The organism is Streptomyces sp. NPDC047042 (assembly GCF_040644035.1).
GTDB lineage: Bacteria > Actinomycetota > Actinomycetes > Streptomycetales > Streptomycetaceae > Streptomyces.
The window spans coordinates 117,643-139,812 of the sequence record NZ_JBEYVP010000024.1 but is presented as its reverse complement, the minus strand read 5'-3'; the positions used below and the strand labels follow the sequence as shown (position 1 = coordinate 139,812).

Annotated in this window: 18 protein-coding genes; 14 read left to right on the top strand and 4 right to left on the bottom strand. The window is 70.2% G+C overall.

Features of this window, described 5'->3' with window-relative positions; genetic code table 11:
• The first annotated feature begins 170 nt into the window (after positions 1–170).
• The 8 genes from recG to mutM all read left to right on the top strand — a co-directional run bounded on the left by recG (position 171) and on the right by mutM (position 7,600).
• Positions 171–2,399 carry an ATP-dependent DNA helicase RecG gene (gene recG / locus ABZ855_RS27590; RefSeq protein ID WP_360811252.1) on the top strand — a complete coding sequence of 743 codons (2,229 nt, stop codon included), beginning with the start codon at positions 171–173 and terminating at the stop codon, positions 2,397–2,399.
• 137 nt (positions 2,400–2,536) lie between these two features.
• Complete coding sequence (rsmD, locus tag ABZ855_RS27585) at positions 2,537–3,121, top strand: 16S rRNA (guanine(966)-N(2))-methyltransferase RsmD (protein ID WP_360811250.1); 585 nt, start codon at positions 2,537–2,539, stop codon at positions 3,119–3,121.
• Between the two features lie 26 nt (positions 3,122–3,147).
• Positions 3,148–3,627, top strand: a complete 480-nt coding sequence (coaD, locus tag ABZ855_RS27580) for a pantetheine-phosphate adenylyltransferase (protein WP_360811318.1) — start codon at positions 3,148–3,150, stop codon at positions 3,625–3,627.
• Positions 3,628–3,718: 91 nt separating this feature from the next.
• Positions 3,719–4,783, top strand: a complete 1,065-nt coding sequence (locus ABZ855_RS27575) for an ATP synthase F0 subunit B (protein ID WP_360811248.1) — start codon at positions 3,719–3,721, stop codon at positions 4,781–4,783.
• Between the two features lie 128 nt (positions 4,784–4,911).
• Complete coding sequence (locus ABZ855_RS27570; protein WP_360811246.1) at positions 4,912–5,562, top strand: YceD family protein; 651 nt, start codon at positions 4,912–4,914, stop codon at positions 5,560–5,562.
• Positions 5,563–5,564: 2 nt separating this feature from the next.
• Positions 5,565–5,738 carry a 50S ribosomal protein L32 gene (rpmF, locus tag ABZ855_RS27565; RefSeq protein ID WP_007493396.1) on the top strand — a complete coding sequence of 58 codons (174 nt, stop codon included), beginning with the start codon at positions 5,565–5,567 and terminating at the stop codon, positions 5,736–5,738.
• Positions 5,739–5,745: 7 nt separating this feature from the next.
• Positions 5,746–6,594 (top strand): ribonuclease III, encoded by an 849-nt coding sequence (gene rnc / locus ABZ855_RS27560; RefSeq protein ID WP_360811243.1) that lies wholly within the window; start codon positions 5,746–5,748, stop codon positions 6,592–6,594.
• Between the two features lie 145 nt (positions 6,595–6,739).
• Positions 6,740–7,600 carry a bifunctional DNA-formamidopyrimidine glycosylase/DNA-(apurinic or apyrimidinic site) lyase gene (gene mutM / locus ABZ855_RS27555; RefSeq protein ID WP_360811241.1) on the top strand — a complete coding sequence of 287 codons (861 nt, stop codon included), beginning with the start codon at positions 6,740–6,742 and terminating at the stop codon, positions 7,598–7,600.
• Between the two features lie 14 nt (positions 7,601–7,614).
• Here the strand turns inward: mutM and ABZ855_RS27550 are convergent, their stop codons facing one another.
• Positions 7,615–8,007, bottom strand: coding sequence for a helix-turn-helix domain-containing protein (locus ABZ855_RS27550; protein WP_360811316.1), 393 nt, complete (start codon positions 8,005–8,007; stop codon positions 7,615–7,617).
• A gap of 104 nt (positions 8,008–8,111) precedes the next feature.
• Positions 8,112–9,302 (bottom strand): CAP domain-containing protein, encoded by a 1,191-nt coding sequence (locus tag ABZ855_RS27545; protein ID WP_360811239.1) that lies wholly within the window; start codon positions 9,300–9,302, stop codon positions 8,112–8,114.
• A 154-nt stretch (positions 9,303–9,456) separates the two neighbouring features.
• On the opposite strand from ABZ855_RS27545, the gene ABZ855_RS27540 reads away from it, so the two are divergent.
• From ABZ855_RS27540 to ABZ855_RS27525, 4 genes are all read left to right on the top strand, one after another.
• Positions 9,457–9,738, top strand: a complete 282-nt coding sequence (locus ABZ855_RS27540; protein WP_319209746.1) for an acylphosphatase — start codon at positions 9,457–9,459, stop codon at positions 9,736–9,738.
• 392 nt (positions 9,739–10,130) lie between these two features.
• Entirely contained in the window at positions 10,131–10,334 is a 204-nt protein-coding gene (locus ABZ855_RS27535) for a hypothetical protein (protein WP_079659246.1), read from the top strand.
• A 269-nt stretch (positions 10,335–10,603) separates the two neighbouring features.
• Positions 10,604–14,917: an AAA family ATPase gene (locus ABZ855_RS27530; RefSeq protein WP_360811237.1), complete on the top strand. Its 4,314-nt coding sequence runs from the start codon at positions 10,604–10,606 to the stop codon at positions 14,915–14,917.
• Between the two features lie 199 nt (positions 14,918–15,116).
• Positions 15,117–16,499 (top strand): sugar porter family MFS transporter, encoded by a 1,383-nt coding sequence (locus ABZ855_RS27525; RefSeq protein WP_360811314.1) that lies wholly within the window; start codon positions 15,117–15,119, stop codon positions 16,497–16,499.
• Positions 16,500–16,615: 116 nt separating this feature from the next.
• Here the strand turns inward: ABZ855_RS27525 and ABZ855_RS27520 are convergent, their stop codons facing one another.
• On the bottom strand, positions 16,616–17,590 hold the full coding sequence (locus tag ABZ855_RS27520; protein WP_360811235.1) for an LLM class flavin-dependent oxidoreductase: 975 nt from the start codon (positions 17,588–17,590) through the stop codon (positions 16,616–16,618).
• Between the two features lie 320 nt (positions 17,591–17,910).
• Here ABZ855_RS27520 and ftsY point away from each other — a divergent pair, with 320 nt between their 5' ends.
• Complete coding sequence (gene ftsY / locus ABZ855_RS27515) at positions 17,911–19,110, top strand: signal recognition particle-docking protein FtsY (RefSeq protein WP_360811233.1); 1,200 nt, start codon at positions 17,911–17,913, stop codon at positions 19,108–19,110.
• A 114-nt stretch (positions 19,111–19,224) separates the two neighbouring features.
• On the opposite strand, the gene ABZ855_RS27510 is transcribed toward ftsY, so the two are convergent.
• Positions 19,225–19,887 carry a bifunctional DNA primase/polymerase gene (locus tag ABZ855_RS27510; protein ID WP_360811231.1) on the bottom strand — a complete coding sequence of 221 codons (663 nt, stop codon included), beginning with the start codon at positions 19,885–19,887 and terminating at the stop codon, positions 19,225–19,227.
• A 457-nt stretch (positions 19,888–20,344) separates the two neighbouring features.
• Here ABZ855_RS27510 and ABZ855_RS27505 point away from each other — a divergent pair, with 457 nt between their 5' ends.
• On the top strand, positions 20,345–21,829 hold the full coding sequence (locus ABZ855_RS27505) for a hypothetical protein (RefSeq protein WP_360811229.1): 1,485 nt from the start codon (positions 20,345–20,347) through the stop codon (positions 21,827–21,829).
• Positions 21,830–22,170: the final 341 nt, after the last annotated feature.

Sequence of the window (22,170 nt, the reverse complement as noted above, 5' to 3'; positions counted from 1 at the left end):
GTCGCAGCGCCGGAGGGGGGACCAGGTTCTGGCGTCGGCGCGGGGTCGGGCGGTCCCGGTGAGGCGGTGACCGCGGGGGATGGCCGGGCGCGCCATCCTAGGCCCGGAACGAGCCGTCTGACCAGCGGATTCCCAGTACATATACGGCAATGTCAGTGGCGTGGTGTGCAATGGATCTCGTGCCCGCACTGGAAGAACCACTGAAACAACCGCTGAAGTCAGTGCTCGGCCCCGCCACCGCGAAGGTGATGGCCGAGCATCTCGGCCTGCACACCGTCGGCGACCTCCTGCACCACTATCCGCGCAGATACGAGGAGCGGGGCCAGCTCACCCAACTGGCCGAACTCCCCATGGACGAGCACGTGACGGTGGTCGCCCAGGTGGCGGACGCCCGCCTGCACACCTTCGCGTCCTCGAAAGCCCCCCGGGGCAAGGGCCAGCGCCTCGAAGTGACCATCACGGACGGCAGCGGCCGGCTCCAACTGGTCTTCTTCGGCCACGGAGTCCACAAACCCCACAAGGAACTCCTGCCCGGCACCCGCGCCCTGTTCGCCGGCAAGGTGTCGGTCTTCAACCGCCGCCTGCAACTGGCGCATCCGGCGTACGAGTTGCTGCGCGGCGACACCGACGAGGCGGCGGAGACGGTCGATTCCTGGGCGGGCGCCCTGATTCCGATGTACCCGGCCACGGCGAAGCTGGAGTCCTGGAAGATCGCCAAGTCGGTGCAGACGGTCCTGCCCAGCGCCCAGGACGCCGTCGACCCCCTGCCCCCCTCGCTCCGTGAGGGCAGGGGCCTGGCCACCCTCCCCGAGGCCCTGCTGAAGATCCACCGCCCGCACACCAAGGCGGACATCGAGGACGCGCGCACCCGCCTCAAGTGGGACGAGGCGTTCGTCCTCCAGGTCGCCCTGGCCCGCCGCCGCCACGCCGACGCCCAACTCCCGGCGATCCCGCGCAGACCGAGCCCGGACGGCCTGCTCACCGCCTTCGACGCGAAACTGCCCTTCACCCTCACCCAGGGCCAGCAGAAGGTCTCCAAGGAGATCTTCGACGACCTGGCGGCCGAACACCCGATGCACCGGCTGCTCCAGGGAGAGGTGGGAAGCGGCAAGACGATGGTGGCCCTGCGCGCCATGCTCGCCGTCGTCGACGCGGGCGGGCAGGCCGCGATGCTCGCGCCCACCGAGGTGCTCGCCCAGCAGCATCACCGGTCGATCACCGAGATGATGGGGGAGTTGGCGGAGGGCGGGATGCTCGGCGGCGCCGACAAGGCCACCAAGGTGGTCCTCCTGACCGGCTCCATGGGCACCGCCGCCCGCCGACAGGCCCTGCTCGACCTCGTCACCGGTGAGGCGGGCCTGGTGATCGGCACACACGCGCTGATCGAGGACAAGGTCCAGTTCCACGACCTCGGCCTGGTCGTCGTCGACGAACAGCACCGCTTCGGCGTCGAACAGCGCGACGCCCTGCGCGGCAAGGGCAAACAGCCCCCGCACCTCCTCGTCATGACGGCCACACCCATTCCGCGCACGGTCGCCATGACGGTCTTCGGCGACCTGGAGACATCCGTCCTGGACCAGCTCCCGGCGGGCCGCTCGCCGATCGCCAGCCATGTCGTCCCGGCCGCCGACAAGCCGCACTTCCTGGCACGCGCGTGGGAGCGAGTACGCGAGGAGGTCGGCAACGGCCACCAGGCGTACGTGGTCTGCCCGCGCATCGGTGATGAGGAAGACGACCCGAAGAAGGCCGGGAAGAAGAAGTCCCCCGAGGACGAGGCCGAGAAGCGCCCGCCGCTGGCCGTCGTGGAGGTGGCCGAGCAACTCACCCGGGGCCCGCTCCAGGGGCTCAGGGTCGAGATCCTGCACGGCCGGATGCACCCCGACGACAAGGACGCCGTGATGCGCCGCTTCGCCGCCGGCGAGACGGACGTCCTGGTGGCGACCACGGTCATCGAGGTCGGCGTCAACGTGCCCAACGCCACCGTCATGGTGATCATGGACGCCGACCGTTTCGGCGTCTCCCAGCTCCACCAGCTCCGGGGCCGAGTCGGCCGTGGCTCGGCCGCCGGCCTCTGCCTCCTGGTCAGCGAGATGCCCGAGACGAGCCCGGCCCGCCAGCGCCTCAACTCCGTGGCCGCGACCCTCGACGGCTTCGAACTGTCCCGCATCGACCTCGAACAACGCCGCGAGGGCGACGTCCTGGGCCAGGCCCAGTCCGGCGCCCGCACCTCTCTGCGCATGCTCACGGTCATCGACGACGAGGAAACCATCGCGGAGGCGAGAGAGGAGGCGGCGGCAGTCGTAGCCGCAGACCCGGACCTGGAGAACCTCCCGGGCCTCCGCACGGCACTGGACGCCCTCCTGGACGAGGAGCGAGAGCAGTACCTGGACAAGGGCTGAGCCACGTGGCCGCCCAGGGGCGCGGGGAACTGCGCGACAAGCCCCCACCGGACCCGCAGTCGCCAACACCACATCCCACCCCCACCCCCTCCTGCGAGACTGAACCCACCCCCATCCCTCGAAACAAGGACCCCCAGATGACCCGCGTGATCGCCGGCACAGCCGGCGGACGCCGCCTAGCCGTCCCGCAGGGAACCGGCACACGCCCCACCTCCGACCGCGCCCGAGAAGCCCTCTTCTCCACCTGGCAGTCCCTCCTCGGCGGCCCCCTGGACGGCGAACGCGTCCTCGACCTGTACGCCGGCTCGGGCGCCGTCGGCCTGGAGGCGCTCAGCCGCGGCGCCGGCCACACCCTGCTCGTGGAGGCCGACGCCCGCGCCGCCCGCGTCGTCCGCGAGAACGTGAAGGCACTGGGGCTGCCCGGAGCCGAGGTCAGGGCCGGCAAGGCGGAACAGGTCGTTCAGACGGCGTCCACCCAGCCGTACGACATCGTCTTCCTCGACCCGCCGTACGCCGTCCTGGACGACGATCTTCGGGAGATCCTGCTCACACTCCGGGCCGGGGGCTGGCTCGCGGCCGAAGCCCTCGTCACCGTGGAGCGCAGCACCAGAGGCGGTGAATTCCGGTGGCCGGACGGCTTCGAAGCGCTCCGGTCCCGTCGCTACGGCGAGGGAACGTTTTGGTACGGTCGCGCCGCCTCAACGTGCGAAGACGCACGATGACCGGACCGGAGAGCGAGGGATCACTAGTGCGCCGCGCCGTCTGTCCCGGGTCGTTCGACCCGATCACCAACGGACACCTCGACATCATTTCCCGCGCCTCCCGTCTGTACGACGAGGTCTATGTCGCGGTCATGATCAACAAATCCAAGAAGGGCCTCTTCGAGGTCGACGAACGGATCGACCTGATCCGCCAGGTCACCGCCGAGTTCGGGAACGTGCGGGTGGAGTCCTTCCACGGCCTCCTCGTCGACTTCTGCAAGCAGCGCGAGATCCCGGCCATCGTCAAGGGCCTGCGCGCTGTCAGCGACTTCGACTACGAACTCCAGATGGCCCAGATGAACAACGGGCTGTCCGGCGTCGAGACGCTCTTCGTGCCGACCAACCCCACCTACAGCTTCCTCTCCTCCTCCCTCGTCAAGGAGGTCGCCGCCTGGGGCGGGGACGTCTCCCACCTCGTGCCGCCACTCGTCCTGGCAGCCCTCGACGAACGCCTCAAGAAGGACTGACAAACCGTCACTCGGTGTCGGGCGGGTCGGCAGGAGTCGTACAGTCGACCCGTCCGTCTTCATCACAGCTGTAGAGAGTGGCGAGCACACGGTGGACGTGCAGAAGAAGCTCGACGAGATCGTCTCCTCGGTCTCCAGTGCCCGGTCGATGCCCATGTCGGCCTCGTGCGTGGTCAACCGCGCCGAACTGCTCGCGATGCTGGAAGAGGTGCGCGCGGCACTGCCCGGCTCCCTCGCCCAGGCGCAGGAGCTGATCGGCGACCGGGAACAGCTGGTCGAGCAGGCCCGCCAGGAGGCCGACCGCATCATCCGGACCGCGCACGACGAGCGCGGCTCCCTGATCTCCGACACGGAGGTCGCCCGCCGCTCCCAGAACGAGGCCGACCGCATCCTCGCCGAGGCCCGCAAGGAGGCCGAGGACGTCCGCGCCGAGGCCGACGACTACGTCGACTCCAAGCTCGCCAACTTCGAGGTCGTCCTCACCAAGACCCTCGGCTCGGTCGGCCGGGGCCGCGAGAAGCTGCTCGGCACCGGCCCAGGCCTCGACGACCAGGGATACGAGGACGAGGACGCCCCCGAGCGCAGCCTCGACCCCGAGACCCTGCGCCTCAACGCCGACAAATACGTCGACGTGAAGCTCGGCGCCTTCGAGGCGGTCCTCGCCAAGACCCTGGAGGCGGTCGGCCGCGGCCGGCAGACCCTGCACGGCCGTATCGCCACCGACGACCTCGGCGCCCTCGCCCAGGACGACGACGGCAACCCCAGGCAGCACACCAGCGACGCCGACTACCTGGCCGACCTCGCCGCCATCTCGGACACCCCCGCGCAGCAGCCCCGCGCGGCGGAGATCCCGGCCCAGCAGCAGTACGGCCAGCAGGACCAGTACGGCTACCAGCAGCCCGCCGACCCCTACGGCGGCTACCAGCAGGCGTACGCCCAGCAGCAGGACCCGTACGGCTACCAGTCGGCCGACCCCTACGCCTACCAGGGCTACGACGGCTCACAGGCCGCCTACGACCCCGCCCAGGGCCAGCAGGGGTACGCCCAGCCCGAGCAGCAGCAGCCGCACGCCCTCGACGAGACCAGTCTCTTCGACACCAGCATGATCAGCGCCGAGCAGCTGCGCGCCTACGAGCAGGGGCGCGGCGGGCAGTAACGCCCGCACCGGGGCCGGATTGGGCCGTGGGCGGAAGGTCCAGTATCCTGGCTCTTCGGTCGCATGTACCTCGGCGATCAACGCTGCCCGGAAGACGAGCAGCTGAGCACTGAAGATCGAAAGCAGGAATGGCTCTGAACGCCCGCCTCGACCACCGCAACCCTCTTGTGTTCGACACACACGAGCTGGGGCGGCGTCCTGGCGCGCTGCAGCGCCTGACCCGTGAGATCGACGCTCCCAAGGATTTCGGTATCCGGGGAGTCATCGGAGTGCCGGAAGGCGCGCCGGTGGAGCTCGAACTCCGTCTGGAGTCGGTCATGGAAGGTGTGCTTGTCACAGGCACCGCCCGTGCACGGGCCAAGGGGGAGTGCGTAAGGTGTCTGGAGCCGCTCGAGCAGGAGCTCGAAGCGGAATTCCAGGAGATGTTCTCGTACCCTGACGCCGACGACCGGGGCCGCGTGACAGCGGAGCCGGCCGACGACGCCGAGGAAGACGAGGACATGCTCTTCATCGAGGACGGCTTGTTCGACCTCGAACCCGTGCTGCGTGATGCGGTGGTGCTCGCACTGCCGATGCAGCCGGTGTGCCAGGACGACTGTCCCGGTCTGTGCTCCGAGTGCGGGGCCCGGCTGGCGGACGAACCGGGCCACCACCATGACGCCGTCGACATCCGTTGGGCGGCACTGCAGGGACTCGCAGGTTCACTCGAACCCGGCGAGAAGGACGAGATCAGCGGCGCCGAAGCGGAAGCGGGCGTCGACGAGAAGCAGGAGAAGTAGCCGTGGCTGTTCCGAAGCGGAAGATGTCGCGCAGCAACACGCGCCACCGCCGGTCGCAGTGGAAGGCTGCGGTCCCCACCCTGGTTGCGTGCGAGCGCTGCCACGAGCCCAAGCTGCAGCACATCGCGTGCCCGTCTTGCGGCACTTACAACAAGCGCCAGGTCCTCGAGGTCTGAGCGGCCGGTGAGAGGCTCCATGTCTGACGCCCAGGCGGACTCGACCGCCAAGAAAAAGGCGGACACGGCCTCGTCCCACACGCTTCTGGAAGGGCGGCTCGGCTACCAGCTCGAGTCCGCCCTTCTGGTGCGTGCACTGACCCACCGTTCGTACGCGTACGAGAACGGCGGTCTGCCCACCAACGAACGGCTGGAGTTCCTCGGGGACTCCGTGCTCGGCCTGGTGGTCACCGACACGCTGTACCGCACCCACCCCGACCTCCCAGAAGGCCAGTTGGCCAAGCTGCGGGCCGCGGTGGTCAATTCTCGTGCGCTCGCGGAGGTGGGCCGCGGGCTCGAACTCGGCTCCTTCATCCGGCTCGGCCGGGGCGAAGAGGGCACGGGCGGGCGGGACAAGGCGTCCATCCTCGCCGACACCCTCGAAGCGGTGATCGGCGCTGTGTATCTCGACCAGGGTCTCGACGCGGCGGGCGAACTCGTCCACCGTCTCTTCGACCCGCTGATCGAGAAGTCCTCGAACCTCGGTGCCGGCCTGGACTGGAAGACCAGTCTCCAGGAGCTCACCGCGACCGAGGGACTCGGTGTCCCCGAGTACCTGGTCACGGAGACGGGACCGGACCACGAGAAGACCTTCACAGCTGCCGCCCGCGTCGGAGGCGTCTCGTACGGCACCGGCACCGGCCGCAGCAAGAAGGAGGCGGAGCAGCAGGCCGCTGAATCGGCCTGGCGTTCCATCCGCGCGGATGCGGATGAGCGGGCCAAGGTCGCTGCGGCGGAGGCTGTGGCGGAGGTCGCGGCCGAGGCCGCGGTGTCTGTCGAGGAGGACGCCGAGGCGTCTTCCTCCACGTCTGCCTGAGGTTTTGTTTTGCGTGCACCAGTGTCTGTCCCTGGGGGGACGGCACTGGTGTTTCTTTGCTTGTCGGTCGGCTGCGGGCGCGTTGTGGCTTGTCGCGCAGTTCCCCGCGCCCCGAAAAGCGGCCCGTCGCCCCTGGGGGAGTTCGTTGCCTGAGTTGCCAGAAGTCGAAGTCGTGCGGCGGGGACTGGCCCGGTGGGTGGCCCATCGAACCGTTGCCGACGCCGAGGTGCTGCATCCTCGGGCCGTGCGGCGGCATGTCGCCGGGCCCGATGACTTCGCGCATCGGCTCAAAGGGCATCGCGTCGGTACGCCCAGTCGGCGCGGGAAGTATCTGTGGCTGCCGTTGGAGGACACCGGGCAGTCGGTGCTCGCGCATCTCGGGATGAGTGGGCAGCTGCTGGTGCAGCCGCACGAGGCCGCCGACGAGAAGCATCTGCGGATTCGCGTCCGGTTCGCCGACGACCTCTCCACCGAGCTGCGCTTCGTCGACCAACGCACCTTCGGCGGACTGTCGTTGCACGACAACACCCCCGACGGACTGCCCGACGTCATCGCCCACATCGCGCGCGACCCCCTCGACCCGCTGTTCGACGACGAGGCCTTCCACCAGGCGCTGCGCCGGAAGCGCACGACCATCAAACGGGCCCTGCTCGACCAGTCGTTGATCAGCGGCGTCGGCAACATCTACGCGGACGAGGCCCTTTGGCGTTCCCGCGTCCACTACGAACGTCCGACCGCGGGATTCACCCGTCCCCGCACGGCCGAACTCCTCGGCCACGTACGGGATGTGATGAACGCGGCGCTGGCCGTGGGCGGAACCAGCTTCGACAGTCTGTATGTCAACGTCAACGGCGAATCGGGGTACTTCGACCGCTCCCTCGACGCCTACGGGCGTGAGGGGCTGCCCTGCAAACGCTGTGGGACGCCGATGTTCCGCCGCCCCTGGATGAACCGGTCCAGCTACTTCTGCCCGAAGTGCCAGCGGGCGCCGCGTCCTTCGCCGTAGGCGACGGGCGGTCGCTACCGGCGGGCGCTACGCGTCTCGTCGTACCTCATCCGTGCTTCCAGTACGGAGTCCATGCGGCCCTCCACGAAGTGGATGAGCGCCAGGAGGCGTTCGGCGATCTCATGGCCCAGCGGGGTCAGCTCGTAGTCCACGCGGGGCGGGTTCGTCGGCTGGGCCTCGCGATGGACCAGGCCGTCGCGCTCCAGGGCCTGGAGGGTCTGGGAGAGCATCTTCTCGCTCACGCCGTCGACACGGCGACGCAGCTCGTTGAAGCGGAGCGAGCCTTCCTGCAGGGCGCCGAGTGTGAGCGCCCCCCAGCGGCCGGTGACGTGCTCCAGCGTGCCGCGTGACGGGCAGGCCTTGGCGAACACGTCGTAGGGGAGGTGCTGCTCCTCCATGGTGTTCATCATGACCCCAGGGTACGCCAGGGCAGCGCTGACCTGAAGATTGCGCTAACCGGTAGTTAGTGCAATCTTCAGGTCGCGCCGAGGGCCGGGCCCCGGTTACCGGATCAGTAGCCGAAGTCCTGGGTCCACCAGGGGCCGCCCGAGCCGAAGTGGACACCCACTCCCAGCGTCTTGAAGTCGCAGTTCAGGATGTTCGCCTTGTGGCCGGGGCTGTTCATCCAGGCCTCCATCACCGCGGCCGCGTCCGCCTGGCCCCGGGCGATGTTCTCGCCGCCGAGGTCGGTGATGCCGGCCTTGTCCGCCCGGTCCCAGGGGGAGAGGCCGTCGGGGTCGGTGTGGTCGAAGAAGTCCCGGGCGGCCATGTCCGCGCTGAACGCCTCCGCCAGATCCTGCAGCGCGCTGTTCGCCGACACCGCGCTGCAGCCGACCTTCGCCCGCTCCTCGTTGACGAGCTTGAGCACCTCCGCCTCGGCGGCGGCCTGCGCGGACACCGTGATCGGTGCCGAGGACTGCTGCTTCGCCTTGGAGTTCGACGGAGTGGGTGTCGGTGTCGGTGTGGGCGTCGCCTTCTGTGCCTCGGTGGGCGTGACCGCCGCCTTCTTCGGCGGAGCCTTGGTCGCCGGGGTCGCCGACGCGGTGGACTGCGAGGGGGAGGGGGACGCGGACGGCGAGGAGGAGGCCGACGAGGACGGGGCCGAGGTGTCGCGATTCGCGTCGCGGCTCGTCGACGTGCCGCTCTCGCGGTTGTCGTCGGCGTTCCCGGACGTACCGCCCTGCTGTATCTCGTCGTTCGTCGGGCTGTCCGCGGCCTGCACCTTGTCGCCGCTGCCGCCACCGCCGATCGTGTACTTGTCGCCGCCGGGCAGCACACCCGTGGCGACCGCGACGGTACCCAGGGCGACCGCGGCCGAGACGCCGAGCAGGCCTGTGCGGACCGGCATGGACGAGCGCTTCTTGCGGCGTCGGCGGCTGCCGCCGGCGGCCCGACCGTCGAGCGGGCCGTCACCGTCGAACGCCGAGTGGGTGCCGGGGCTGTCCGGGGCGAAGAGGTAGGCGTCACTTCTCGCGTAGGCGTCGGTCTCGGCCTCGGGGTGCAGATACGGGGCGATGCCAACCGTCGTGGGCGCGTCCTCCCACAGCGTGCTGTACGCGGTGTGGGGCGTGTGCGGGACCGGGGAGTCGTACGGCCCGTGGCCGGATCCGTGACTTCCCGTGTCCGAATCGTATGGTTCCGTGACCCCCGTGGCGCGACCCTTGGTGGCGCTTCCGGCGGCGGAGCGTCGGTGGCGTCCCATGTTGTGGCCTTCCTCGTCCGTGCGGTCATCCGTGCGGTCAGGGTTACTCACTCGATCGAGTGAGTTTCATATGAGATTCGTTGGGTGGGGACGGTACCCCATGGCGCAAGAGGAGGAAGTGCTCAGAGAGACATTGGTTCGTTAGCGTGCATCCATGAACGAGGATGTACGACTGGTCGTCTGGGTGCGGGGACGCGTCCAGGGCGTGGGTTTCCGCTGGTTCACGCGGGCGCGGGCCCTGGAGATCGGGGGCCTGAGTGGTTTTGCTCTCAATTTGGACGACGGGCGTGTGCAAGTGGTCGCGGAGGGCACGCGTGAGGGCTGCGAGGGACTCCTCGACTGGCTGCGCGGTGACGACACGCCCGGCCGCGTGGACGGTGTCACCGAGATCTGGGACACACCTCGCCGCATCTACGACGGCTTCGCCATCCGCTGAGCCGGTTCTGTAAAGCGGCCCAGGCGGCGGCCCCAGGACATGCCAGGCGCACCTGTCCACAGCAGAAACGGGCAGGTGGTTGCCAAGAAGCGCAGGTCATGGCAGGCTCCGCAGAAACCGCTTGTCGCCACGTCCTCGGGACCCGCAGGAGCCGCAGCGCCGCCCGCCAGGGGCCGCGCGCCCCCGGGCCGCCCGCCAATACGGGGCGTGATCGTGTTGACCGTCAAACTTTTTGGTGAGACGCTGAAAGCCCCGCGCACCTTAGCTGTTTGGCATGTAAGAACGGCAGCACGAAGGCCAGCAAGAACTCCATAGTGCCAAGCATCGCGGGTGCGATTCCCTCACGACCCACACCGCTTCGGTCGGTCACTCAGTGTGGAGGACCATCCATCATGGCAAAGGCGCTTCTCGGTTACGTCGGCGGCTCCGACCCGCGACTCCTCGCCGAGATGCGACGGCTCCAGCAGCGCGTCCAGGACCTGGAATCCGAGCTCGGACGTATCCAGGCGGAGAACGACGCGCTGACGGCTGCCGCTTCTCACGACTCGCTTCTCGAGAGCATCGACGCACGCCAGGCGGAGCCCGCGCTCACCTGATCCCTGCATCGGTAACGCACTGCATCAGCACTGCGCTCGCACATGACCCACAGTGGTTGAGCTGCCCGTGTCAACCGCTGCGTGTCAGAGTTGGGCCAGAGTATTGCAAGGGACGCTTCGGCGTCCCTTCTTTATTTGTCGAGTGGGCCTCCCCAAGTTCTCCACTCTCCTTAACGTCTGATGTGCCCTGCACGTTCATCGGTGAAACCGCCGGGGGGTATCCAGGGGTTCATCGTGTGACATACCGGCGGAAGGTAGAGTCCAGCGGCGTGCACCTCAAGGCCCTGACCCTCCGCGGGTTCAAGTCGTTCGCCTCGGCGACCACACTCCGGTTCGAGCCGGGCATCACGTGCGTCGTGGGGCCGAACGGCTCGGGCAAGTCGAACGTCGTCGACGCGCTCAGCTGGGTCATGGGCGAGCAGGGCGCCAAGTCGCTGCGCGGCGGCAAGATGGAGGACGTCATCTTCGCCGGCACCACCGGGCGCCCGCCGCTCGGCCGCGCCGAGGTGTCCCTCACCATCGACAACTCCGACGGCGCGCTGCCCATCGAGTACGCCGAGGTCACCATCACGCGGATCATGTTCCGCAACGGCGGCAGCGAGTACCAGATCAACGGCGACACCTGCCGCCTCCTCGACATCCAGGAACTGCTGTCCGACTCCGGCATCGGCCGCGAGATGCATGTGATCGTCGGCCAGGGCCAGCTGGACTCCGTACTGCACGCGGACCCCATGGGCCGCCGCGCCTTCATCGAGGAGGCGGCCGGGGTCCTCAAGCACCGCAAGCGCAAGGAGAAGGCGCTGCGCAAGCTGGACGCGATGCAGGCGAACCTCGCCCGCGTCCAGGACCTCACCGACGAACTGCGCCGCCAGCTGAAGCCGCTGGGACGGCAGGCGGCCGTCGCGCGCCGGGCCGCGGTCATCCAGGCGGACCTGCGCGACGCCCGGCTCCGACTCCTCGCCGACGATCTCGTACGGCTGCGGGGGGCGCTCCAGACGGAGGTCGCGGACGAGGCCGCGCTCAAGGAACGCAAGGAGACGACGGAGGCCGAGCTGAAGAAGGCCCTCCAGCGCGAGGCGCAGCTGGAGGACGAGGTACGGCAGCTCACCCCGCGCCTCCAGCGCGCGCAGCAGACCTGGTACGAGCTGTCCCAGCTCGCCGAGCGGGTGCGCGGCACCGTCTCGCTGGCCGACGCGCGCGTGAAGAGCGCCACCTCCGCGCCCGCCGAGGAGCGGCGGGGGCGCGAGCCCGAGGACATGGAGCGCGAGGCCGCGCGCATCCGCGAGCAGGAGGCCGAACTCGAAGCGGCCCTGGAGGCCGCCGAGCACGCGCTGGAGGACACGGTCGCGCACCGGGCCGATCTCGAGCGGGAACTCGTGGTCGAGGAACGGCGTCTGAAGGACGTGGCCCGCGCCATCGCCGACCGCCGCGAGGGCCTGGCCCGGCTGAACGGCCAGGTCAACGCCGCCCGCTCGCGTGCGGCCAGCGCCCAGGCCGAGATCGACCGGCTCGCCGCCGCCCGCGACGAGGCCCAGGAACGGGCGGTCACCGCCCAGGAGGAGTACGAGGCCCTGCAGGCCGAGGTCGACGGCCTCGACGCGGGCGACGCGGACCTCGCGGAACGGCACGACACGGCGAAGGCCGCCCTGGCCGACGCGGAAGCGGCACTCACGGCTGCTCGTGAGGCCGCCACGGCGGCGGAACGCCGACGCGCCGCCACCCAGGCCCGCCACGAGGCCCTGGCCCTCGGTCTGCGCCGCAAGGACGGCACGGGCGTACTGCTGGCCGCGCGGGAGAACCTCACCGGCCTGCTCGGCCCGGCGGCGGAACTGCTGACGGTCACCCCCGGCCACGAGGTCGCCGTGGCCGCCGCCTTCGGCGCGGCGGCGGACGCGATCGCGGTGACCACCCCGGCCTCGGCGGCCTCCGCGATCCGCCTCCTGCGCAAGCAGGACGGCGGACGCGCCTCGCTACTCCTGGCGGGGGCTCCGGAGGAGGCTACGGCTCCGGCGGAAACGGGGGGTGGCCTGCGGGGACCGGGGGCCGGCGCCGGTCCGGGGGAGCGAGGCGGTTCGGCGGGCGACGATCACTCGCGCCGTCCCGGTACGGGACAGGGGCCGCAGGCGCCCACGCCGGGAGGGCCCGGCGCCGTGCACGGGCGGGGCACTGGTGCCCTCGGGGAGCCGGTCCCAGGCCCCGGGGGTCCGGGCGGGGGAGCCGCCTCGGGCGGGGTTAGTCCCTCGAGTGACGCCGCCGATGCGAGTGAGGCCGGCGATGCCGGCGCCGTGGACGGTCATGGTTCCGCGCCCGGTGGTCGTGCGGTCGCCCTGGGCGGGGGCTCCGGTTCGGCCGGGGCTCGTTCCTCCAGTGATGCTGGTGTGGCGGGTGATGCTGACGCCGTCGACGGTCATGGTTCCGCACCTGGTGATCGTGGCGTCGCCTCGGGCGGGGGCTTCGACCCGGCCGGGGTTCGTTCTTCCATTGGTGCCGGTGATGCCGGCGCCGTCGACGGTCGTAGCTCCGCGCCCGGTGATCGTGCGGTCGCCCTGGGCGGTGGCTCCGGTCCGGCTGGGGGGCGTTCCTCCAGCGATGCCGGCGATGCCAGTGATGCCGGCGCCGACGGTCATGGTTCCGCGCCCGGTGATCGTGTGGCCGCCTCGGGCTGGGGCTCCGGTTCGGGCGGGGTTCGTTCTTCCGACGATGCCTGTGATGCCGGCGCCGTCGGCGGTCACGGCTCCGCGCCCGGTGATCGTGCGGTCGCCCCGGGGCGGGGGCCCGGCGGAGCGCCCCTCGCTGCCGATCTCGTCCGTGGGCCCGGCGAGCTCATGCCCGCCGTACGCCGGTTGCTGCGTGGGATCGTGGTCGTCGGGACACTTGAGGACGCTGAGGAACTGGTCTACGCGCGGCCCGAGTTGACCGCTGTGACCGCCGAAGGCGATCTGCTGGGCGCCCACTTCGCGCACGGCGGTTCCGCCGGGGCGCCGAGTCTGCTGGAAGTGCAGGCCTCCGTCGACGAGGCCGCCGCCGAGCTCGACGAACTGGCCGTGCGGTGCGAGGAGTTGGCGGAGCGGCAGCGGCTCGCCGGGGAGCGCCGCAAGGAGTGCGCCCGGTTCGTCGAGGAGCTGGGGGAGCGGCGGCGGGCCGCCGACCGGGAGAAGTCGGCCGTCGCCCAGCAGCTCGGGCGGCTCGCCGGGCAGGCCAGGGGCGCCGCGGGAGAGGCCGAGAGGTCCACCGCGGCCGCGGCGCGCGCGCAGGAGGCGCTCGACCGTGCCGTACAGGATGCCGAGGAGCTCGCGGAGCGGCTGGCTGTGGCCGAGGAGATGCCCGTCGAGGAGGAGCCCGACACAGGTGTGCGGGACCGGCTCGCCGCCGACGGTGCCAACGCGCGGCAGACCGAGATGGAGGCCCGGCTCCAGGTCCGTACCCACGAGGAGCGGGTCAAGGGGCTGGCCGGTAGGGCCGACTCGCTCGACCGGGCCGCGCGTGCCGAGCGGGAGGCACGCGCGCGTGCCGAGCAGCGGCGGGCGCGGCTGAGACACGAGGCGTCCGTCGCCGAAGCCGTCGCCTCCGGGGCGCGGCAACTGCTCGCGCACGTCGAGGTCTCCCTCTCCCGCGCCGACGAGGAACGAGCCGCGGCCGACGCCGCCAAGGCCCGGCGGGAGCAGGAGCTGACCGCCGCCCGCGTCGCCGGCCGTGATCTCAAGGCCGAACTCGACAAGTTGACGGATTCGATGCACCGGGGCGAGGTACTCGGCGCCGAGAAGCGGCTGCGGATCGAGCAGCTGGAGACCAAGGCGCTGGAGGAACTCGGTGTGGAACCGGAGGGCTTGGTGGCCGAGTACGGCCCGCACCAGTTGGTGCCGCCCTCGCCCCCCGCCGAGGGCGAGGAGCTGCCCGAGGATCCGGAGCACCCGCGCAACCAGCCGAAGCAGTTCCACCGCGCCGAACAGGAGAAGCGGCTCAAGGCGACCGAGCGGGCCTACCAGCAGCTCGGCAAGGTCAATCCGCTGGCCCTGGAGGAGTTCGCGGCGCTGGAGGAACGCCACAAGTTCCTCAGCGAGCAGCTCGAGGACCTGAAGAAGACCCGCCTGGATCTGCTTCAGGTGGTGAAGGAGGTCGACGAGCGGGTCGAGCAGGTCTTCACCGAGGCGTACCGGGACACGGCCGTGCAGTTCGAGGGTGTCTTCAGCCGGCTGTTCCCCGGCGGTGAGGGGCGGCTGATCCTGACCGACCCCGACAACATGCTCACCACCGGCGTGGATGTGGAGGCCCGGCCGCCGGGCAAGAAGGTCAAGCGGCTTTCGCTGCTCTCCGGCGGCGAGCGTTCCCTCACGGCCGTGGCGCTGCTGGTGTCGATCTTCAAGGCCAGGCCGAGCCCGTTCTATGTGATGGACGAGGTCGAGGCGGCCCTCGACGACACCAACCTCCAGCGGCTGATCCGCATCATGCAGGAGCTCCAGGAAGCCTCGCAGCTCATCGTGATCACGCACCAGAAGCGCACGATGGAGGTCGCCGACGCGCTGTACGGCGTCTCCATGCAGGGGGACGGCGTGTCGAAGGTGATCTCACAGCGGCTCCGCTAGCCGGTTCGTCTACCCTCCTTTCCTTCTTCAACACTTGAAGGCAAGCCGGTTGTCGATGGCTTCTATCTCACACGGTTCGCGCTCTTGATTTCGAAACTTGAAGGCATAGTCTCGGCAATGTCGTTTTTACCTTCAGGTACCACATATCTGGGAGGAGTCGTACGTGACCAGCGCTGAGCAGACCCACACGTCAAGAGCCGTGACGGCTCACCCCGAGCATCTCGGGCACGTCATCTTCATCGCGGCGGCGGCCGCGATGGGCGGATTCCTGTTCGGCTACGACAGTGCCGTGATCAACGGCGCCGTCGAGGCCGTCCGCAGCCGCTACGACGTCGGCTCGGCGGCCCTCGCGCAGGTCATCGCCATCGCGCTGATCGGCTGTGCCATCGGGGCGGCCACCGCCGGACGCATGGCCGACCGCATCGGCCGTATCCGCTGCATGCAGATCTCCGCCGTGCTCTTCACGATCAGCGCCGTCGGCTCCGCGCTGCCCTTCGCGCTGTACGACCTCGCCTTCTGGCGGATCGTCGGCGGCTTCGCCATCGGCATGGCCTCCGTCATCGGCCCCGCCTACATCGCCGAGGTCGCCCCGGCCGCGTACCGGGGACGGCTCGGGTCCTTCCAGCAGGCCGCGATCGTCGTCGGCATCGCCATCTCGCAGCTGGTCAACTGGGGCATCCTCAACGCGGCGGGCGGTGACCAGCGCGGTGAGCTGCTCGGCGTGGAGGCCTGGCAGGTCATGCTCGGTGTGATGGTCGTACCGGCGGTGCTGTACGGGCTGCTGTCCTTCGCCATCCCCGAGTCGCCCCGCTTCCTGATCTCCGTCGGCCGGGACGACCGCGCCCGTGAGGTGCTGCGCGAGGTCGAGGGCGACCACGCGGACCTGGACGCCCGGGTTGCCGAGATCGAACAGGCCATGAAGAGGGAGCACAAGTCGAGCTTCCGGGACCTGCTCGGCGGTTCCTTCTTCTTCAAGCCGATCGTCTGGATCGGTATCGGACTCTCGGTCTTCCAGCAGTTCGTCGGCATCAACGTGGCGTTCTACTACTCCTCGACGCTCTGGCAGTCGGTCGGCGTCGACCCCACGGACTCGTTCTTCTACTCCTTCACCACGTCGATCATCAACATCGTCGGCACCGTGATCGCCATGATCTTCGTCGACCGGATCGGCCGCCGCCCCCTCGCGCTCATCGGTTCCGTCGGCATGGTCGCCGGGCTCGCGCTGGAGGCCTGGGCCTTCTCCTTCGACCTCGTCGACGGCAAGCTGCCCGCCACCCAGGGCTGGATCGCGCTGGTCGCCGCCCATGTCTTCGTGCTCTTCTTCGCCCTCTCCTGGGGTGTCGTCGTCTGGGTCTTCCTCGGCGAGATGTTCCCGAACAGGATCCGCGCCGCCGCCCTGGGCGTGGCCGCCGCCGCCCAGTGGATCGCCAACTGGGCCATCACCGCGAGCTTCCCGTCCCTGGCCGACTGGAACCTCTCCGCCACCTACGTGATCTACACGGTCTTCGCCGCGCTCTCGATCCCGTTCGTCCTCAAATTCGTCAAGGAGACGAAGGGCAAGACGCTGGAGGAGATGGGCTAGCCCGGACCTCCCCACGACCCGGGGAGAGGGGCAAGTCCCCGCCGCCCTGCTCCCCGTACCCGCCGTCGTCCCGGCTCGGCCACTGCCCGAGCCGGGACGACGGTCTACCGGAACGGTCAGCCTGCCGCCAGGGCCGGCACCACCCGCTCGCCGAACAGCCGCAGGCTCCGCCAGCCCTCCTCCACCGGCATACCGCCCGACAGCGGATGCAGCACGTAGTTGTCCAGCCCCTGCGCCACGCACTCCTCGGGCGTCAGGATCCGGTACACGCCCTCCGCCCGCAGCTCCTCGACCGTCGTGGCCGCCGACTTCACGGCGGACCGGATGTCACCGGACTGCCAGGAGGCGTACGTCCGGGCCTCGTGCAGGAAGTGACGGCCGTGCTCCGCCCACGCCCGGTCCGGATCCTCGGCGACGTGCAGCAGCGGCGTCTCGGCGGCCGGCATCATCGTCCAGCCCTCCGTGCCGTACTCGACGAGCCGCTCCTTGTAGTAGGCCTCCAGCTCGGGCAGGTGCGCGCTGGGGAAGAGCGGGAGCCCGAGCCGGGCCGCCCTCCTCGCCGCCGCTTTCGACGAGCCGCCCACCAGGAGCAGCGGATGCGGCTCGGTGCACGGACGCGGAGTCACCCGTACCGTACGGCCCCGGTACGTGAACTCCTCCCCGGTCCACGCCTTCAGCAGGGTCTCCAGCAGCTCGTCCTGGAGCTTGCCGCGCCGCTTCCAGTCGGCGCCGAAGTGGGCGTACTCCTCGGGCCGGTAGCCGATCCCGGCGACCGTGACCAGCCGCCCGCCGCTCAGCAGATCCAGTACGGCGATGTCCTCGGCGAGCCGCAGGGGGTCGTGCAACGGGCCGATCACCGCGGACACCGTCACCGCGATCCGCCGCGTCGCCCCGAACACCGCCGCCGCGAAGACGAACGGCGACGGCAGCCAGTTGTTGGCGACGCCGTGGTGCTCCTCGGTCTGGACGGTGGTGATGCCATGGGCGTCGGCGTACGCGGCCATCTCGACCGCGGCCCGGTAGCGGGCGCGCAGCTCGGCGGGGGTGGCGTCGGGGGCGACCAGGTTGAAACGTACGACGGTGACGGGCATGGGACCGATCCCCTTCGTCGGCGGTGTGGAGGGGACGGTAACTGACGGGTCGTCAGCTAGCCAGGGGGCGGTCATGCATGATGTTGGGCGCAGTCGGTGGGAAGGGTGTGTCACGGCCCACCGGATGGGTCGTGACCACCCTGGGGACGCCACTTCGCGTACCCGGCGGCTTCCGCATACTGGTGCCGCTGTGACTCCGCCCCTGGGGGCTTCCCGGCCGGCTCAAGGCCGGACGGCGGGCCAGCCCGGCCCGGTGGGGCGCGCGGCCCCGCACGGACAACGAACGTCCGAGCGGGAGGTCACGCATACTGGTCGATGCTATGGAAACCATCATCCTTGCTGTAGTCATCGCCGTGGTCGTGCTCGGTGTGCTCGGTGGGCTCGTCGTCGGCAGCCGCAGGAAGAAGCCGCTGCCCCCGGCGCCCCCCACGACACCCGACCTCACCGCCCCTCCGGCCGAGCCGCACGTCGGCGACGAGGCCGAGACGCCGCGCGACGAACCGCGCCGCACGATAGAGGAGGTGGATCTACCGGGGGGCGCGGACGGCTCGTCCGTCGCCGTCGAGGAACCTCCCGTACCCGCCGTCGAGGTGCCGGAGCCCACCGCGGGCCGGCTGGTCCGGCTGCGCGCCCGGCTCTCCCGGTCGCAGAACGCGCTCGGCAAGGGGCTGCTCACGCTTCTCGCGCGCGAGCACCTCGACGACGAGACCTGGGAGGAGGTCGAGGACACCCTCCTCACCGCCGACGTCGGCGTCCAGCCCACCCAGGAACTCGTCGAGCGGCTGCGCGAACGCGTGAAGGTGCTCGGCACGCGCACGCCCGCCGAGCTGCGCGGGCTGCTGCGCGAGGAACTGCTCAAGATTCTCGAACCCGGGTTCGACCGGGCGGTGAAGACCGACTCCAACCTCGACACCCCGGGCATCGTGATGGTCGTCGGCGTCAACGGCACCGGCAAGACCACCACCACCGGCAAGCTCGCGCGGGTACTCGTCGCCGACGGCAGGAACGTCGTTCTCGGTGCCGCCGACACCTTCCGGGCCGCCGCCGCCGACCAGCTCCAGACCTGGGGCGACCGGGTCGGTGCCCGGACCGTGCGCGGCCCCGAGGGCGGTGACCCCGCCTCGATCGCCTTCGACGCCGTCAAGGAGGGCATCGAGGCCGGCGCCGACGTCGTACTGATCGACACCGCCGGACGGCTGCACACCAAGACCGGGCTCATGGACGAGCTCGGCAAGGTCAAGCGCGTCGTCGAGAAGCACGCCCCGCTGGACGAGGTGCTGCTCGTGCTGGACGCCACGACCGGGCAGAACGGGCTCGTCCAGGCCCGGGTCTTCGCCGAGGTCGTCGACATCACCGGCATCGTGCTCACCAAGCTCGACGGCACAGCCAAGGGCGGCATCGTCATCGCCGTACAGCGCGAGCTGGGCGTGCCGGTGAAGCTGATCGGGCTCGGAGAGGGGGCCGACGACCTGGCTCCGTTCGAGCCGGAGGCCTTCGTTGACGCCCTTGTCGGAGAGTGATCACCGCATCGATCTCCGGACTGATCACCGCCTCCGGAAATCCGTAGGCGCGTGGAGAGGCGCCCGCCCCCAGGTGCAGTGGGGGACGGGCGCCTTTGCCGTGCGGCCCGGGCGTTACGCCCGTGACCGGTGCGCCACGTAGGCGAGCGTCCCCAGCAGCAGCCCGGCCGCCGGAGGCCTCGTCGCCGTGTCCAGTGCGGGCGGGCGCAGCCAGGTGACCGGGCCGAGGCCGCCCCGGTCGGAGGGGGGCGCCGTGAGATACGTACCGGTGCCCAGGCCGTGCAGGTCGAGCGTCGCGTCGTCCCAGCCCATGCGATAGAGGAGCGCCGGGAGTTCGGCGGCGGCGCCGGGGGCGACGAAGAACTGGGCGCGGCCCTGCGGGGTGGCCGTGACGGGGCCGAGGGGCAGGCCCATGCGCTCCAGACGGACCAGGGCGTGGCGGCCGGCCGGTTCGGCGACCTCGATCACGTCGAAGGCGCGGCCCACGGGGAGCATGACGGCGGCGCCGGGGAACTGGCCCCAGCTGTCGGTGACTTCGTCGAGGGTGGCGCCGGCCGCGACGCGAGGGGCGAAGCTCAGTGGATGGGCGCCAGGCTCGGGGCAGTCGGTCAGGCCGCAGGAACAGGCGCCGCCGGCCGCTCGGGCCCCCGCGATCACGTCCCAGCCCCACAGGCCGGTGTACTCGGCCACGGCGGTGCACTCGGAGGACCGGCCGCGGCGGCGCGTACCGGGACGGATCTCGCGGATACCCCGGCTGCTGCCGATCGTGAAGCCCATGCCCCCTCCAACGGGTCCGACGCACCGGTGGTTACGAACTGCGAGCAGAACGTAACCCTGTGTCTCCGACTGATCGACACCCCTGCCCGCCGCCGCCCGTTCCAGTCGGCGCCCAGAGGTGCCCCGGGTGGTGCGCTCGGCGGTGCGCGCCCTCGCGTGCATCGCTCCGCCCACTCCCGACCGTCCACTGTCAAGTGAATCCTGCGCAGGCGACCGTGAGTTCATTCGAAGGGGTGGCGAATGGTGGCGTTTCCTGGATCGCCATGGCCGGAGCCGTGATCGTAGGATTACTTTGAGTGTGCGAGGCCTTGGGGCACATGCGCTTGTGGGTATGCCGGAGGCAAGTCGGCTTCCCGTTCGAAGGGTGAGAACTGGCGGACGCGAGGCCTATTTACCGGCATTCTGATAGGGCTTGGCGCACTCGGCGGCAAGAGGTCTCAGGGATGGGGGCGTTCAAGTGACCGGCAACGGCGGAAGCGCGACGACCGCGGCCAGCACCGACAAGCGCCCGAACGAGCTGCTCGGCTCGTGGTTCGTGCGCAGCGGCTGGTCCAAGGGCGAGCTGGCACGCCAAGTGAACCGGCGGGCACGCCAGTTGGGTGCCAACCACATCTCGACGGACACCTCCCGGGTCCGGCGCTGGCTCGACGGGGAGAACCCGCGCGAACCGATCCCGCGCATCCTGTCCGAGCTGTTCTCCGAGCGGTTCGGCTGCGTCGTCTCCGTCGAGGACCTCGGACTGCGCACCGCCCGCCAGTCCCCGTCCGCCTCCGGCGTCGACCTGCCCTGGACGGCTCCCCAGACCGTCGCCCTGCTCAGCGAGTTCTCCCGCAGCGACCTGATGCTGGCGCGCCGCGGCTTCCTCGGGACCGCCCTGTCCCTCTCCGCCGGCCCCACCCTGATCGAGCCCATGCAGCGCTGGCTCGTCCCGGTGCCCCCTGCCCCGCCCGAGGAGCCCGAACACCCGTCCGCCGCGCGTCGGGCCGGGCGTCTCTCCAAGCCCGAGCTGGAGCTGCTGGAGTCCACCACCGCGATGTTCCGGCAGTGGGACGCGCAGTGCGGCGGCGGCCTGCGCCGCAAGGCGGTCGTCGGCCAGCTGCACGAGGTGACGGACCTCCTCCAGGAGCCCCAGCCCGAGGCCACCACCCGCAAGCTGTTCAAGGTCGCCGCCGAGCTGGCCGAACTCGCCGGCTGGATGTCGTACGACGTGGGACTCCAGCCGACCGCCCAGAAGTACTTCGTCCTGGCCCTGCACGCGGCCAAGGAGGCCGGCGACAAGCCGCTGGGCTCGTACATCCTGTCGTCCATGAGCCGCCAGATGATCCACCTCGGCCGGCCCGACGACGCCCTCGAACTGATCCATCTCGCGCAGTACGGCAGCCGGGACTGCGCGAGCCCCCGCACCCAGGCCATGCTGTATGCGATGGAGGCGCGCGCCTACGCCAATATGGGGCAACCCGGGAAGTGCAAGCGGGCCGTGCGGATGGCCGAGGACACGTTCGCGGATGTACACGATTGGGACGAGCCCGACCCCGACTGGATCCGCTTCTTCTCCCGGGCCGAGCTGTACGGCGAGAACTCCCACTCCTTCCGTGACCTGGCCTATGTCGCGGGCCGCAGCCCCACCTACGCCTCCATGGCCGAGCCGCTGATGCGCAACGCCGTCGACCTGTTCGCGAAGGACACCGACCACCAGCGGTCGTACGCACTGAACCTGATCGGCATGGCGACCGTGCACCTCCTCCAGCGGGAGCCGGAACAGGCCACGGTGCTGGCCGCCGAGGCCATGGTCATCGCCAAGAGGGTGCGCTCCGAGCGGGTCAACACTCGTATTCGAAAGACCGTGGACACGGCCGTACGCGATTTCGGGGATCTCACCGAGGTCGTCGACCTGACGGACCAGCTCGCGATCAATCTCCCCGAGACCGCCGAAGCGGTCTGAAACCCCGCAGCCCCGGCCGCGGCAGGCCCTCCCGACAGCCCGACTCGGCTCCCCCGCCAGGTCATCGGAAGGCCCGCCGCGGCCGGACTTCTCTTTGCGCCCAAACCGGCGCCGCTCTCGCGGAAGTGGCTGGTCGGCGTGGGGGTTGCTCAATTGGTGGTGGCGGTTCATCTCGCCGAAGATTGCGTCACGATAACGATCGTCCTGCCCGAATTCCGGCAGTTCATCTAGGCGTAACACGGGTGGCGCCTTCGTCACGTCGCCGAAACATCGAGGGGCTTCGACCGAAACGGCGCTGCGTCAATGTCTGGCCCATAACCGGCCCACCCCTCAATCCGCTC